The organism is uncultured Christiangramia sp. (assembly GCF_913046405.1).
Taxonomy (GTDB): domain Bacteria; phylum Bacteroidota; class Bacteroidia; order Flavobacteriales; family Flavobacteriaceae; genus Christiangramia; species Christiangramia marina.
Map to the genome: position 1 here is coordinate 1 of NZ_CAJWRQ010000076.1, position 15,040 is coordinate 15,040.

Sequence of the window (15,040 nt, forward strand, 5' to 3'; positions counted from 1 at the left end):
CGGAACAGGATATTATAGAAAAGATCGATATTGGAGGTATTTCTTTGATTAGAGCTGCGGCTAAGAATTTCAAGGACGTAACTTGCGTTTCTTCCGTAGATGATTATGCTGAATTTTTAGAATTACTGAATGAAAAATCTGGTAATACTGAAATAGCTGATCGTAAAAAATTCGCTGCCAAAGCATTTAATATTTCCTCTCACTACGATTCAGCAATTTTTAATTATTTCAATGCTGAAGGTGACATCAATTCTTTCAAACAAAGTGAACTGAAAGGTAAAGAACTTCGTTATGGAGAAAACCCTCATCAAAAAGGAACATTTTTCGGTGATTTCGATGCAATATTCGATCAGCTACATGGGAAAGAATTGAGCTATAACAACCTGCTGGATGTAGATGCTGCCGTGAACCTCATGAACGAGTTTAAAGGTGAAGCTCCAACTTTCGCGATTTTAAAGCATAACAATGCCTGTGGTCTTGCACAAAGAGACTCGATCCACCAGGCTTATGCAGATGCCCTTGCCGGTGATCCTGTTTCAGCTTTTGGAGGAATTCTAATTAGCAATGTGGAAATAGACGCCGATACTGCTGAAGAAATCCACAAACTATTCTGCGAGGTGGTCATTGCCCCTTCATTCTCTTCGGAAGCTGAAGAAATATTAAAAGGCAAAAAGAACAGAATCCTGCTTATTCAGAAAGAAGTTGAACTTCCGAAGAATCAGGTAAGAACATGTCTTAACGGAGTTCTAGTTCAGGATAAAGATCTAAAAACCGATGCTATCGAAGATCTTAAGCTGGCAACCAGCAATAAAGCAACAGATTCTGAGTTATCTGACATGATATTTGCTTCCAAGATCTGCAAGCATACAAAGTCAAATACGATTGTTCTGGCAAAAAACAAACAATTATGTGCAAGTGGTACAGGGCAAACGTCCCGAGTAGACGCTCTAACACATAGTATTGCCAAAGCGAAATCATTTGATTTTGACCTGAATGGGGCCGTGATGGCCAGTGATGCATTCTTTCCATTTCCAGATTGCGTGGAAATCGCGGGAAACGCCGGAATTACGGCGGTTATCCAGCCAGGGGGAAGCATCAAGGATGAACTGAGCATCAACTATTGCAACGAAAATAATATCGCAATGGTGATGACCGGGACACGCCATTTTAAACATTAAATTCATTACATTTACCCAAACCTCAACACCTAATAAACACTATGGGATTTTTTGACTTTCTCATTGAAGAAATTGCAATCGATTTAGGAACCGCCAACACTTTGATCATACATAATGACAAGGTAGTTGTGGATAGCCCTTCGATAGTTGCCAGGGACAGAACTTCTGGTAAAATTACCGCAGTAGGTAAAGAAGCTGCGATGATGCAGGGAAAAACTCATGAGAATATCAAAACCATCAGGCCGTTAAAAGATGGGGTGATTGCCGACTTTGATGCCAGTGAGAAAATGCTCACGATGTTCATAAAGGAGATCCCGGCGCTTAAAAAGAAACTTTTTACTCCTGCACTTCGAATGGTAATTTGTATTCCATCTGGAATTACAGAGGTTGAAATGCGAGCTGTAAAGGAAAGTGCAGAGCGGGTAAATGGAAAAGAAGTATACTTGATCCATGAACCAATGGCTGCGGCCATTGGTATTGGAGTAGATATCATGCAACCAAAAGGAAACATGATCGTTGATATAGGAGGTGGTACAACTGAAATTGCTGTAATCGCTCTTGGAGGGATCGTATGTGATAAATCTGTAAAGATCGCAGGAGACGTATTCACCAATGACATCGTGTACTACATGCGTACGCAGCATAACCTTTATGTTGGTGAGCGTACTGCGGAAAAAATTAAAATCCAGATTGGTGCTGCGACTGAAGATCTTGAAGTCCCGCCAGACGAAATGAGCGTACAGGGACGTGACTTGCTTACCGGAAAACCTAAGCAGGTGAACATTTCTTATCGCGAAATTGCCAAAGCGCTGGACAAATCTATTCTTAGGATCGAGGATGCCGTAATGGAAACTCTTTCCCAAACACCACCAGAACTGGCTGCCGATATTTATAATACAGGTATTTATCTCGCCGGTGGTGGTTCTATGCTTAGAGGACTGGACAAACGTCTTTCTCAAAAAACAGATCTTCCGGTTTATATAGCTGAAGATCCGTTAAGAGCCGTTGTTCGTGGAACAGGAATTTGCCTTAAAACACTGAACCGATACAAAGGAATTTTGATCAAGTAGGAGAAGCTTAATTTATGCAGCAGATTTTCAATTTTCTTATTAGGAATAAGAATTCAATTCTATTCCTGTTCCTGTTTGCTGTCTCTATTTTTCTCACAGTTCAAAATCACTCCTTCCATAAGAGCAGGTTTATAAGTTCTGCAAACTGGGTGACCGGTGGTGTATACTCGTGGTCCAATGGCATCAACACCTACTTGAACCTGGAAGAGTACAATGAACGACTGATCACTGAAAACAACCAGCTTCGAAATATCATTTCTAATATGAATGATAGTATTTCAATTTCAAAACAGCTGGACAGCACATCATTTGAAGGAGATTATATCTTTAGACCATCTCGCGTTATTAATAACAACTTCGCTAAAATTGATAATTACCTAACTCTTAATCGTGGTGAAAATTCAGGAATTCAGAAAGAGTTTGGAGTAATTACGAGCCAGGGAATTGTTGGGATCGTTGATAGAGCCAATGATAAGTATTCCCGGGTTATTTCTATACTAAACAGCAGATCAAGGATCAATGCGCAATTAAGCAGTACCAATCATTTTGGAAGTCTTGTCTGGAATGGAGAAGATCCAAATATCGTTCAGTTAATAGACGTTCCCAGACAGGCTCCTGTACAAAAAGGAGATACCATTATTACGGGTGGAAGGTCACTAATATTTCCGGAAGGATTACCAATTGGTAGTATCAAAGACTTTACACTGGATCAAACGCAAAGCTATTACACGATCAACATCAAACTATTTAACGACATGACCAATATTGGTTATGTTTATGTTATAGAGAACATCAATAAAGACGAAATTAAGGAATTGCAGGAGCCAGATGAACAGTAAACTACTATCAAATATTGCCCGCTTTGTGATCCTGATATTTTTACAGGTTCTAATTCTGAATAACATCAACTTTTTGGGGTATATCAATCCGTATTTATACGTGTTGTTTATCCTACTTTATCCGTTTGCCGGAAACCAAAGTCTTTTTCTCATTCTATCCTTTTTGCTGGGATTAAGCATCGATATTTTTGAGGATAGTGGCGGGATCAATGCAGCTGCGTGTCTGGTTGCCGCTTTTGCCCGACCAAATCTGCTTCGATTCTCCTTCGGAATTAGTTATGATCACCAGAATATCAGACTGGCTTTTACCCCTTTTGGAGCAAAATTCAGTTATGTTTCCCTGATCGTTCTAATCCACCATTTCGTATTTTTTTCTTTGGAAATGTTTAGTGTAAATCATATACTTCTAATACTCAAGAAAACTCTTTTTTCAAGTATCTTTTCAGTAATTCTAATATTGCTGTCATTAACACTTTTCAGTAGAAAACATCGATGAGAAAATTATTGCTGTATATCACGATCCTTACCACAGGCATCATATTCCTGGGGAGATTGTTCTATTTACAGGTGATCGATACTTCTATGGTCATACGCTCACAGGATAATGCCATCAAAGTGATCTACGATTACCCGCAGCGAGGTTACATCTACGATCGCAATGGAGAATTGATGGTTAGCAACCAGCCTTCTTATGATGTCATGGTTATCCCAAGGAACCTTAAACCTTTCGATACGACCGAATTTTGTAATATTCTGAATCTATCCCGGGAAGACCTGGAAAAGAAACTGGATAAGGCAAAGATCTATTCTCCCATGTTACCTTCAGTAGTTATACCGCAGCTTACAAAAAGTGAGTACGCGATACTTCAGGAGAAAATGAGGAATTACCAGGGGTTCTATATTCAGAAGAGATCATTAAGGGATTACCAGGTAGACCACAGCGCCAATGTACTGGGTTATATTGCCGAAGTAAACCAGAAGATCGTAAATGATAATCCTTATTATATATCCGGTGATCTTATTGGCCGGGCTGGTGTTGAGAGCTATTATGAAGAACTTTTAAGAGGTGAGAAAGGCGTAAAATATATTCAGAAGGATAGATTCAATAGAGATATTGGACCTTATAAAGAAGGTATTTTTGACTCTTTGCCGGAAAAAGGCAAGGATATTACTTTGACTATTGACGCCGTATTACAGGATTACGGCACAAAATTAATGGAAAACAAGCGAGGTGGTATTGTGGCACTTGAACCTAATACCGGCGAGATCCTAACCCTGATCACGGCTCCAACTTATGATCCGGCAGATCTGGTAGGAAGAAAACGCTCTCCAAATTTTACGAAATTATACCTTGATGAAGATGCAAAACCGCTTTATGATCGTGGTCTTTTAGCCGAATATCCTCCAGGATCTCCTTTTAAAACTCTAAATGCATTAATTGGACTCCAGGAAGATGTTGTGGATACAGATGATGCATTTTCCTGTAATCATGGTTATCCTTATGGCCGCGGTAGAAAACTGGGCTGCCATGCGCATAGTAGTCCGCTGAGCATGATTCCTGGCATCGCGCAATCCTGTAATGCATATTTTGCAAACGTTTATCGTCGTATTATTGAGAAATATCCTAGTCCGCAGGAAGGAATGGACGCCTGGAATGCACATTTAAAGAGTTTTGGACTTGGAGATTACCTGGGATCTGACCTGAGTACAGGAAGATCCGGTAAAATTCCGGATTCTGAGTATTATAATAAGATCTACGATTATCCAACTTACAAATGGTATGCTACAGCAACTCTTTCCAACGCGATTGGACAGGGAGAGGTTCTAATGACGCCAATTCAACTGGCGAACATGGCGGCTACTATTGGAAATAAAGGCTGGTTCTACACTCCGCATATTCTGAAAGAGGTAAATGGGCAACCAATTAAAGAAGAAAAGTACACTACAAAGAATGTTACCACCATTGAAAAAAGACATTTTGAACCTGTAGTGGAAGGAATGCACGAAGTTTATAAGAGCGGAACAGCTTCTGCTTTAAGAATTCCGGGAATAGAAATAGCAGGTAAAACGGGTACTGCGGAAAATTTTACTAAAATTGATGGAAAAAGGGTTCAGCTAACAGATCACTCGATCTTTGTAGCCTTTGCTCCTGTAGATAACCCTAAGATCGCGATTGCAGTGTTCGTGGAAAATGGATACTGGGGTGGTCGCTATGCCGGAAGAATTGCCAGTTTAATGATCGAAAAATACCTGAAAGGAACTATTACCAGAACAGATATGGAAGACTGGATCCTGTCACATAGCTTGGAAGACGAATATGCCAAGCCATTAAGCGGCGAACCCTTCATAATAAACAGATAAATGGCGAGAAGCAATGGAGCCAGTTTTGACTGGATAAGTATCTTAATCTATTTAGCACTTATACTTTTTGGTTGGGCAAATATATACTCTGCTTCATTGGGATCTACCAGCGGTTCTTTTTTTGACCTTGAACAGCCTTATGGAAAACAGGCTCTGTTCGTAGGTCTTAGCATATTTCTAGTTATTATCATTTTATCTATAGAAGCAAAATTTTACCAGCGCTTTTCGAGTATTATATATTTAGTATCGCTTCTCTCCCTAGCCGGACTCTTTGTCTTTGGAAAAACAATTTCAGGAGCAACATCTTGGTATTCCTTTGGAAGCTTTGGGCTTCAACCATCTGAATTTGCGAAATTTGCCACCGCGCTAGCCCTGGCGAAATATCTTAGTGATATTCAAACCAACATTCGAAGACTTGATCACCAGGTCAAGGCTTTTATCATTATCGCAATTCCTGCAATTCTAATAGTACCTCAGCCAGATCCAGGAAGTGCACTGGTTTACGCTGCATTCTTTTTCCCCTTATATCGTGAAGGTCTTTCTGGCTTTTATCTTATAACCGGACTATCGGCCGTCGCAGTATTCATTTTAACGCTAATTATAGGTCCTATCTGGGTTAGTGTAGTAGTTGCTGTAATTGCCTTAGTGATGTTCTTTATGAAGTCACGCAAGGGACCAGGCAAAGTCCTGATCAGCGTATTTGCGATCATATCCATGGCGTTAAGCTTTTCAGTAAATTATATCTTTGAGAATGTCTTTGAACAGCGTCACCGGGATCGTTTCAACATTGTCCTGGGAAAAGAGGTAGATTCCAGAGGTATTGGATACAACACCAACCAGAGTGAGATCGCGATTGGCAGCGGAGGATGGTTTGGCAAAGGCTGGACCGAAGGAACTCAAACAAAAGGTCATTTTGTGCCAGAGCAACATACAGATTATATATTCAGTACAGTTGGAGAAGAATGGGGCTTCTTAGGTAGCGCAATGGTTGTATTCCTGTTTGTAGGCCTGTTGTTAAGACTAATAGTTCTGGCCGAAAGACAAAGAGATCAATTCTACCGGATTTACGGTTACTCAGTCATTGGTATTCTATTCATTCACTTTCTGGTGAATATAGGAATGGTGATAGGTATTTTTCCAACAGTTGGTATCCCATTGCCTTTCTTTAGTTATGGTGGCTCAGGTCTCTGGGGATTCACTATACTGCTGTTTATATTTATCAAACTCGATAGCGACAGGCTATCTTATTAAGAGCACTGCTCTGCCATAAGTAGTATCGCAGCTATTAGAAGGATGATAAAAGGATAGATATATTTACGTTTCATAATTTCAGTATTGCGCATAAAAAAACCCGGAATTTCTCCCGGGTCATAGTTAATTCTATGTGTTAGCTTTTCACTTTTTGAGATTTGTCCACACCTGCCATTTTATTTCTGGTAATGTTATTCATCTTCATATCTGAAAGTACATTTACAGCTTCCTCAATATAAACATCTTTACTAAGGCTCTCATGCCATCTCAGCCTCTTTTCCTTCAGAATAGTATCTGTAGCAAAAAGTTGCTCTTCAAAAGGTAATGAGTTATAAGTCAGATTCGTTTTATAATCTCTGATAGCTTCAAACTGCTTCGCCATTTCTTTATCTTCCGCAGCTTGCGCAGCATATTCAGCATAATTTAATGGGTAACTACTTTCATCACTTTGAGTCTTCACCCATTTTGCATTTTCCTCGATCATCTTCAACTGACTGTTAGAACTCATTCGTTCCTTACTGGCAGCGATTGCTTCATCATAACCAACATAACCATCCCAGATATCATAATCTGCCGCATCGATCTTATCCCATGGTAATGGGTTTTCCTGATCTTTTTCACCAATGTCTACAAAACTGTAACGATCTGGAACCACGACATCACTCTTCACACCTTCCAGTTGGGTAGAACCACCATTCACGCGGTAAAACTTCTGGGTAGTGATCTTTAGGGCTCCCATATCGCCCATTTCATTATTTCGTAACCATCTATTCAGGTCGATCACATTTTGCACTGTTCCTTTTCCATAGGTCTGCTTACTTCCAATAATGATAGCTCTTTTATAATCCTGCATTGCAGCAGCCAGAATTTCTGAAGCTGAAGCTGAAAGTTCGTTTACCAGGATTACCAAAGGGCCATCCCATAATACCTGAGGATCTTCATCCTTTAGTACTTCTTTTCTTTGTCCGTTAGATTTTACCTGAACGATTGGACCTTCCTCGATAAACATCCCGGCAATATCCACTACGGTTTTAAGTGAACCACCACCATTATTTCTAAGGTCAAGAACCAAACCTTCCATTCCTTCCTGTTTCAGTCTAATAATATCTTCTTTAATATCTGAAGCAGCATTCCTGCTATTGTAATCTTCCATATCGAAATAGAATTTCGGAAGGTTAATGATTCCGAAGTTCTTCCCGTCTTTCTTTACCATCGAAGTCTTCGCATACGTTTCTTCGATCTCGATCACATCTCTAACCAAAACTACATCTTCGATATTTCCCATCACTTTTTTTCGCACTGTAAGCGTTACTTTAGTGTCTTTAGGGCCCTTGATAAGATCTACTGCGTCATCGAGTCTCATTCCCACGATACTCACGGCATCTTCCTCATCTTCCTGCTTTACTTTCAGGATCACATCACCTTCAGTAATCTCATCACTTCTCCAGGCCGGACCTCCAGAGATCACTTCAGTAATCGTAATATTGTCGCTGTCTTTTACTAATCTTGCTCCAATTCCTTCCAGCTTACCAGACATAGCTATATCGAACCTGTCCTTTTCCTGTGGTGCAAAATAGAAGGTATGTGGATCAAATTCTTCCACGATAGCGTTGATGTATACTGAAAAATAATCTTCTCTTTCAAGATCATCAGTAAAATCATAATATCGTTCCATATTAGAGAGCGTAGATTCCCTTGCTTCTTTTTCCAGTTCAGTATCAGATTTTAGTACGTATGAATCATCTGCTTCCTTCTTGCTCTCTTCATCCTCCATTAAATCATGATAAGTTATTAACGTATTAAACTTCAGCTGCTCTTTCCACCTTTTGGTTAATTCAGCTTTTGAAGAAACATATTTCAGGTTAACATAATCTGTATCGATCTTTTCATTTTCAGAAAAGTCAAATGGCTCCGCAAGTATTTCTTTGTAGATAGATCTCGCCTCTTCCATTCTCTGCTGAAGCCTTCCGTAGGTAAGATTGAAAAACTCAATATTTTTGCCCTTGATTTGATCGTCGATCTGATCCCTAAAAGAACTGAAATCTTCTATATCCTCTTTGTAAAAAAATCTTTTTGAAGGATCCATTCCTTCAAGATAATCCTCATATACATTCGCTGAAAACTCATCATTGATCTCCTTGGCATCATAGTGTCCCTGGTTAAGAACATAGGTGATAAGGTCTATCAATAATTTATCTTTATCTGGGTCGTCAAAAGTCTTAGTTGTAAAACTACAGGACGCAGCTGCCATGAAGACCATGACCGCCAGTAATTTAAAATTCCTTTTCATAATTCTCTTTAATTTCGTCATCGCGTGGTTACATCTAGTACAGTAAAAACTATGCCAACAGACACTTAGAAACCGACTAATTTGTCAAACCACTAATATAACGTTTCCTTATTTAAATTCTTATTTTAGCTAAACCAAATAAAACTGCATGAACAAGAAGAAACCACTGATTCTGGTTACTAATGACGATGGAATCACCGCTCCCGGAATTCGAACTCTTATCGAAGTAATGAAGGAAATTGGTGACGTGGTGGTGGTCGCTCCAGATAGCCCTCAAAGTGGAATGGGTCACGCCATTACAATTAGCGATACCTTATTTTGCGAACAGGTCACTATCAAGGAATCTTATAAACATAAAGAATACAGCTGCTCGGGAACTCCGGCAGACTGCGTGAAAATCGCTACCCAGGAGATCCTTGACCGCAAACCAGATCTTTGCGTAAGCGGTATCAATCATGGTTCCAACAGCTCTATCAATGTTATTTACTCCGGCACGATGAGTGCTGCGGTAGAAGCTGGAATTGAAGGAATACCGGCCATTGGCTTTTCACTTCTGGACTACTCGCTAAACGCCGACTTTGAGCCTGCCAGGAAATATGTAAAAGCGATCGTTAGAAATACACTCAAAAATGGTCTTCCTGAAGGAGTTGTTCTCAACGTGAACATTCCCAAGCTTGATGCTGGTGACATAAAAGGCATGAAGGTATGCAGACAGGCCAATGCCCATTGGGAAGAGGAGTTCGATAAAAGAAGGAGTCCGCAGGGCCGCGATTATTACTGGCTAACCGGAACCTTTGTAAATAAAGATGAAGGTAAGGATACAGATGAACAAGCGCTGGCAGATGGGTATGTTTCCATAGTTCCTGTACAGTTCGATCTTACTGCTCACCATTTTCTAAAAGAACTGAATAACTGGGAATTTAATGATTAAACAGAATATTCTAACAGGCTTTATCACCGGGCTGGCTGCGAACATCGCCGGTGTCCTGGTATATACAGGATTATTCTCTAATGCCGGGATTGATGCTACGTTAGCCGATGCTGTTGCAAACGACTACCTTGGAAAGGTCGTCGCTTTAGGTGCTATTCTCAACTTCCTTCCATTCTATATTTTTCTTCGGAAGAAGCAGAATTACCATGCACGTGGAGTACTGTTAGCAACTATTACTGTAGCAATCGCTGTAGCGATTTATAAATTCGTGTTATGAAGTATTATATAATAGCCGGCGAAGCTTCCGGAGACCTGCACGCATCGAATTTAATGAAAGCTCTCAAGGAAGAGGATCCTGAGGCAGACTTCAGATTCTGGGGTGGTGATCTTATGCAGGCTCAGGGTGGCACAATGGTAAAACATTATCGCGAACTGGCCTTTATGGGTTTTGCTGAAGTTATTATGAACCTGCGTACCATCTTCAGTAATATTAAATTATGTAAAGAGGACATTAAAAGTTATAACCCCGATGTGATCATTTATATCGATTACCCGGGATTTAACATGCGTATTGCTGAATGGGCTAAGAAACAAGGGTACCAGAACCACTATTATATATCTCCACAAATCTGGGCCTGGAAAGAAAACCGAATTAAAAAGATCAAAAGAGACGTTGATCATATGTACGTGATTCTGCCTTTTGAGAAACAATTTTATGAGGAGAAACACAACTTCCCGGTAGAATTTGTAGGTCACCCACTGTTAGATGCCATACAGGACAGGCAACCTCCTCAATCTGAAGAATTTAGAAAAGAACACAATTTAGGTAATAAGCCAATTATTGCGCTATTACCCGGAAGCCGGAAACAGGAAATTGAAAAAATGCTGAGCATCATGCTTAGCGTTACAGATCATTTTAAAGATTATCAATTCGTGATTGCTGGAGCACCCAGCCAGGACAGGGAGTTCTACCAGGAATTCACCGACAGGAAGAACGTAAGCCTGATCATGAATAAAACTTACGATGTGCTAAGTCTTGCGCATGCAGCGTTAGTAACTTCTGGAACTGCAACCCTGGAAACCGCACTTTTCAAAGTACCTGAAGTAGTATGCTACAAAGGAAGTTATATCTCATATCACATAGCCAAACGTATCATTAACCTGGATTATATCTCATTAGTCAATTTGATCATGGATCGCGAGGTAGTGAAGGAATTAATTCAAAGTGAGCTCAATACTGAAAATTTGAAAAAAGAACTTACCAAGATACTTCAGGATGATAAACGTGAAGAGATTTTTAGTGAGTACCATGAACTTGAATTGAAGCTTGGTGGAGCTGGTGCCAGTAAAAATACAGCGAAACTTATCATGGAAAATATATAATTTATGAAGACAGCGATACTTCTAAATTTAATAATTGCCACTATGTTGATCGCTACCCTTAGCTCCTGCGGAAGCAGATCAAGGGTGATCACCACTAAAGAAGCACAATCCAGGGTTTCAAGAAGCGAAAAGAAACTGGAAAGGCTGGAGGATGTTGAGCCGGAAGCTAATGTTAGAGTGGCTGAGAAGATCGTAAAACATGCCAAAGGTTTTGAAGGAACCAGGTATAAATTTGGTGGCACGACCAAAAAAGGTATGGACTGTTCAGGGCTGGTCTATGTGAGCTTCCTGGAAGAAGGTTTATCACTCCCCAGAACTTCCCGGGCGATGTCTCTGCAAGGAAAAAGATTGTATTTAAAGGAAGTTAGTACGGGCGATCTGTTGTTTTTTGAAACAAATAAGAACAAAAAGGTCATCAATCATGTTGGTTTGGTTGTTCAAACCGACCGGGACAACATTTACTTCATTCATTCTTCTACTTCAAAAGGAGTTATTATCTCTTCATTATCAGAAACTTACTGGAAAGATAATTTTGTGATGGCACGTCGCGTGATTTAAAAAATTACTTACTTTCAGGCGATTAATTCTATGGCTTGAAAAGTTCCGGATTCGTGTTTATCAGGCTTAGCCTGTATCTGTTAGCAGGCATACTGCTAGGCTTCTCTTTTACTGTAAATTTGCGTTTGAGCTTAGTAATAACTATAAGTTGCCTCCTATTCTTTTTGATTGCGTATTACAGAAGCTCGAGATTAATCTTTCCAGATATCATCTTCGGAATAGTCACTTTTCTATTAGTCGCAAGTGTTGGATTTACCGCTGTTCATCTTAGGCAACCGGAAAATATAAATTCACATTATACCAATTTTGATAATGAAGCAGGGCAAATTCTTAAAGCTGAAGTTTCCGAAGAATTGAAACCGAACCAGTATAATTCCAGATATATTATTGAAGCCAGGTCACTTCAGAATAAAGATGAATCTCAACAAATTTCCGGAAAAATCCTTCTCAGCATCAAGAAGAACCTAGATGAGCCTAAGAGTTTAAAGCCTGGTGACATCTTATTACTCCCTTTTACACCGGAGCTTGTTAAAGCACCAGCCAATCCATTTATGTTTAGTTACCGCAACTACCTGGAGGGATTGAAGATCCATCGGCAATTGCAATTGACTCCTTCAGAAGTTGAAGTTCTTTCTTTTAATAAGGGTTTACACAGTTATTCCAGGTCATTGCGAACTAAGCTGATCGACAGTGCTCGAGAATATGATTTTTCGAGAAACGAACTTGCGGTTTTTCAAGCATTAATTCTTGGTCAACGCAGCGATTTGAATGACAAACTTTACAAGGATTACGCTGCTGCGGGCGCTGTGCATATTCTCGCAATTAGCGGACTTCATATTGGAATCCTTCTAATCATGCTTAACTGGCTTTTAAAACCTCTAAAAAGATTTAAAGCGGGTAAATGGTTAAGTTTAATGCTTTGCATTGTTTTACTATGGAGTTTCGCGATGCTCACAGGCCTGCAACCATCGGTTGTAAGAGCAGTAACCATGTTTAGCTTCCTTGCAGTCGGTCTCAACCTGAAGAGGAAAACAGGAGCTTTTAACAGCCTTGCCTTATCATTCTTTTTCCTGTTACTTATCGACCCTTTTTATATTCTGCAGGTAGGCTTTCAGCTGAGTTATCTCGCGGTATTCAGTATTTTATTGATCCAACCAAAACTTTATGGACTAATAAGTATCGATCATAAGTTCCTCGATTATTTCTGGAAACTAAGTTCGGTCAGTATCGCTGCACAAATTGGCGTTCTGCCGCTTAGCATCTATTATTTCCATCAGTTTCCCGGACTATTTCTGCTCACCAACCTATTTATTTTACCTTTTCTGGGCGTTCTGCTTTTCTCAGGAATTCTCGTATTGATACTGGCATATATAGGCTGGTTACCAGATTTGTTGGTTGGACTTTTCAACAAACTGCTGTCTATCATGAATTGGGTAGTAACCGAAATTGCTTCTATCAAACCATTCGTTTTTTCCAATATTGATTTGAGCATTTTCCAAACAATCGCCTTTTATTTACTTCTAGCTGGGATTATGATGCTTTGGCAGGAGTTAAACTATAGAAACCTGATAGCCTTTGCTATAGGATTAATTATACTTCAGCTTAGTTTTATTGCTAATAAGTTTTCGAATCCTTCAGCTGAAATTGTGGTTATGCATCGCTACAAGGAAAGTATGATCACTTTTAAGGAAAACAAGAATTTAATAGTGGCTACAAGCACTTCCGAAGCAGCCGAACTAATTGATTATATACGGGAAAGGAAAATAGAAGAGCTGGAAAAAACCCGTTTAGAGGATTTTTATATGACACCGGAGGGTCTGCTTTATATACAAAGCGATAGTATCAATCTGCCAGAACTGAAAATCCATCCTGAAATTCTTTTACTTCGGAATTCTCCAAGGGTAAATTTTGATAGGTTATTAATAAATGCTCAACCGAAGCAGATCATAGCCGATGGTAGTAATTATCCTTATTTGATCAAAAAATGGAAAGCGACTGCCAGTAATAAAAAAATCCCTTTCCATGCGACTGCTGAAAAGGGAGCTTATATAATGAAGTAATGGATTTCTAACCCGAGAATTTACTTTCGAAGTTCTCCTGGTAAGCTTTCCAGTCTTCCTCTGTAGTTACATTTTTGTAATCATTAGAAGCGAAAACCTTCAAAAAAATTTCCAGTTTTTGGGGAGTAAGATATCCTTTAAGCGGAGAAAGAAACTTGCCTTTTTCATCAAAGAATACCATCGTTGGGTAAGCATTCACTCCCATTGCCAACGCAAATTCATGTACAGAATTTCTTCCTTTTTTGTCTGCCTGGTAATTTGGATTCTTGAACACCTTGTCATTGTATTTAACCACTTCATTGCCTTCAGCGTTAAACTTTACGGCATAATAGTGTTTATTAATATAGTTGGCTACATCCTTATTACCAAAGGTATTTTTATCCAGAAGTTTACATGGACCACACCAGGTAGTATAAGCATCTACAAAAATCTTTCTTGGCTCCTTCTTTTGAGCTTCCAAAGCTTCGTTCATGCTCATCCAGTTAATCTCCTGCGCCTGTACCGCTGAAATAGCCGATATAAATGTTAGAAAGAATATTAGTTTTTTCATAAGCTAAAATTAATGAATTTAGCTAAAAGCAAAAAGCGTTCCTAAGCTAATAGAAACGCTTTGATAAAGCTTTCATTATTTGATTCCGTGCATTAATCTCTTCAGCAATGGATTTAGCAAAGCTACCAACAATCCACCGGCGATAGGAACTATGGTGAATATGAGGAAAAAGGTAGAAAGGTCATACTGTTCTGTAACAGATTCGATCATACCTCCAAGTGATCCGGCAAGTTTGTTTCCAATGGCGATCGCCAGGTACCACATCCCAAACATAAAGGCGATCATTCTTGCTGGCACTAGCTTACTAACATAAGATAATCCAAGTGGTGATAAACATAATTCACCCAGCGTATGTAATAAATAAGCCAGAATAAGCCAGATCATGCTCACTTTTGCTCCTTCTGCTAGTCCGCTTGACCCAAGAGCCAGTAGTCCAAATCCGAGTCCAAGAAGCACAAGCCCGAAGCAGTATTTGTAAGCAGCAGAGGGATTGTATTTACTCTCCCACCATTTCGAGAAGAAAGAGGCAAATACTATAATAAAGAAGGAGTTCAAAATGCTAAACCATG

13 protein-coding genes and 1 pseudogene are annotated in these 15,040 nt (G+C 39.6%); 11 read left to right on the forward strand and 3 right to left on the reverse strand.

The window, feature by feature from the left end; genetic code table 11:
- The 6 genes from purH to rodA form a co-directional block, all read left to right on the forward strand.
- Nucleotides 1-1,178 (forward strand): bifunctional phosphoribosylaminoimidazolecarboxamide formyltransferase/IMP cyclohydrolase (purH, locus tag QZ620_RS10420; protein WP_295181373.1); only part of this gene is annotated, 1,178 nt, incomplete at its 5' end.
- A gap of 41 nt (nucleotides 1,179-1,219) precedes the next feature.
- Entirely contained in the window at nucleotides 1,220-2,248 is a 1,029-nt protein-coding gene (locus tag QZ620_RS10425) for a rod shape-determining protein (protein ID WP_011710806.1), read from the forward strand.
- A gap of 14 nt (nucleotides 2,249-2,262) precedes the next feature.
- The gene (gene mreC / locus QZ620_RS10430) at nucleotides 2,263-3,087 is read left to right on the forward strand and encodes a rod shape-determining protein MreC (protein ID WP_295181377.1); all 825 of its coding nucleotides are present in this window, start codon (nucleotides 2,263-2,265) and stop codon (nucleotides 3,085-3,087) included.
- Entirely contained in the window at nucleotides 3,077-3,583 is a 507-nt protein-coding gene (locus tag QZ620_RS10435) for a rod shape-determining protein MreD (protein ID WP_295181379.1), read from the forward strand. Before mreC ends, QZ620_RS10435 begins: the two co-directional genes overlap by 11 nt.
- A complete protein-coding gene (gene mrdA / locus QZ620_RS10440) occupies nucleotides 3,580-5,448 on the forward strand; it encodes a penicillin-binding protein 2 (RefSeq protein WP_295181381.1) in 1,869 nt (622 codons plus the stop codon). The genes QZ620_RS10435 and mrdA overlap by 4 nt, the downstream gene beginning before the upstream one ends.
- A complete protein-coding gene (rodA, locus tag QZ620_RS10445) occupies nucleotides 5,449-6,699 on the forward strand; it encodes a rod shape-determining protein RodA (RefSeq protein ID WP_295181383.1) in 1,251 nt (416 codons plus the stop codon).
- A 136-nt stretch (nucleotides 6,700-6,835) separates the two neighbouring features.
- On the opposite strand, the gene QZ620_RS10450 is transcribed toward rodA, so the two are convergent.
- Nucleotides 6,836-8,989, reverse strand: coding sequence for a carboxy terminal-processing peptidase (locus QZ620_RS10450; RefSeq protein ID WP_295181385.1), 2,154 nt, complete (start codon nucleotides 8,987-8,989; stop codon nucleotides 6,836-6,838).
- A 148-nt stretch (nucleotides 8,990-9,137) separates the two neighbouring features.
- On the opposite strand from QZ620_RS10450, the gene surE reads away from it, so the two are divergent.
- From surE to QZ620_RS10475, 5 genes are all read left to right on the forward strand, one after another.
- On the forward strand, nucleotides 9,138-9,920 hold the full coding sequence (surE, locus tag QZ620_RS10455; RefSeq protein ID WP_295181387.1) for a 5'/3'-nucleotidase SurE: 783 nt from the start codon (nucleotides 9,138-9,140) through the stop codon (nucleotides 9,918-9,920).
- Nucleotides 9,913-10,197 carry a hypothetical protein gene (locus QZ620_RS10460; RefSeq protein ID WP_295181389.1) on the forward strand — a complete coding sequence of 95 codons (285 nt, stop codon included), beginning with the start codon at nucleotides 9,913-9,915 and terminating at the stop codon, nucleotides 10,195-10,197. Before surE ends, QZ620_RS10460 begins: the two co-directional genes overlap by 8 nt.
- Nucleotides 10,194-11,303: a lipid-A-disaccharide synthase gene (gene lpxB / locus QZ620_RS10465; protein WP_295181390.1), complete on the forward strand. Its 1,110-nt coding sequence runs from the start codon at nucleotides 10,194-10,196 to the stop codon at nucleotides 11,301-11,303. The genes QZ620_RS10460 and lpxB overlap by 4 nt, the downstream gene beginning before the upstream one ends.
- Before the next feature lie 3 nt (nucleotides 11,304-11,306).
- The gene (locus QZ620_RS10470; protein WP_295181392.1) at nucleotides 11,307-11,861 is read left to right on the forward strand and encodes a C40 family peptidase; all 555 of its coding nucleotides are present in this window, start codon (nucleotides 11,307-11,309) and stop codon (nucleotides 11,859-11,861) included.
- A gap of 125 nt (nucleotides 11,862-11,986) precedes the next feature.
- A complete protein-coding gene (locus QZ620_RS10475; protein ID WP_295181394.1) occupies nucleotides 11,987-13,921 on the forward strand; it encodes a ComEC/Rec2 family competence protein in 1,935 nt (644 codons plus the stop codon).
- Between the two features lie 7 nt (nucleotides 13,922-13,928).
- On the opposite strand, the gene QZ620_RS10480 is transcribed toward QZ620_RS10475, so the two are convergent.
- Both QZ620_RS10480 and QZ620_RS10485 read right to left on the reverse strand, forming a co-directional pair.
- A complete protein-coding gene (locus QZ620_RS10480; RefSeq protein ID WP_295181396.1) occupies nucleotides 13,929-14,471 on the reverse strand; it encodes a thioredoxin fold domain-containing protein in 543 nt (180 codons plus the stop codon).
- A gap of 75 nt (nucleotides 14,472-14,546) precedes the next feature.
- Nucleotides 14,547-15,040, reverse strand: a pseudogene (locus QZ620_RS10485) (MFS transporter); the annotation flags it as partial.

Bases quoted from the DNA above. Each gene is read 5' to 3' on its own strand.
- QZ620_RS10460 (WP_295181389.1), top strand. From the start codon at position 9,913: ATGATTAAACAGAATATTCTAACAGGCTTTATCACCGGGCTGGCTGCG.
- surE (WP_295181387.1), top strand. From the start codon at position 9,138: ATGAACAAGAAGAAACCACTGATTCTGGTTACTAATGACGATGGAATC.
- lpxB (WP_295181390.1), top strand. From the start codon at position 10,194: ATGAAGTATTATATAATAGCCGGCGAAGCTTCCGGAGACCTGCACGCA.
- QZ620_RS10435 (WP_295181379.1), top strand. From the start codon at position 3,077: ATGAACAGTAAACTACTATCAAATATTGCCCGCTTTGTGATCCTGATA.
- QZ620_RS10450 (WP_295181385.1), bottom strand. From the start codon at position 8,989: ATGAAAAGGAATTTTAAATTACTGGCGGTCATGGTCTTCATGGCAGCT.
- QZ620_RS10470 (WP_295181392.1), top strand. From the start codon at position 11,307: ATGAAGACAGCGATACTTCTAAATTTAATAATTGCCACTATGTTGATC.
- mrdA (WP_295181381.1), top strand. From the start codon at position 3,580: ATGAGAAAATTATTGCTGTATATCACGATCCTTACCACAGGCATCATA.
- mreC (WP_295181377.1), top strand. From the start codon at position 2,263: ATGCAGCAGATTTTCAATTTTCTTATTAGGAATAAGAATTCAATTCTA.
- QZ620_RS10425 (WP_011710806.1), top strand. From the start codon at position 1,220: ATGGGATTTTTTGACTTTCTCATTGAAGAAATTGCAATCGATTTAGGA.
- QZ620_RS10480 (WP_295181396.1), bottom strand. From the start codon at position 14,471: ATGAAAAAACTAATATTCTTTCTAACATTTATATCGGCTATTTCAGCG.
- rodA (WP_295181383.1), top strand. From the start codon at position 5,449: ATGGCGAGAAGCAATGGAGCCAGTTTTGACTGGATAAGTATCTTAATC.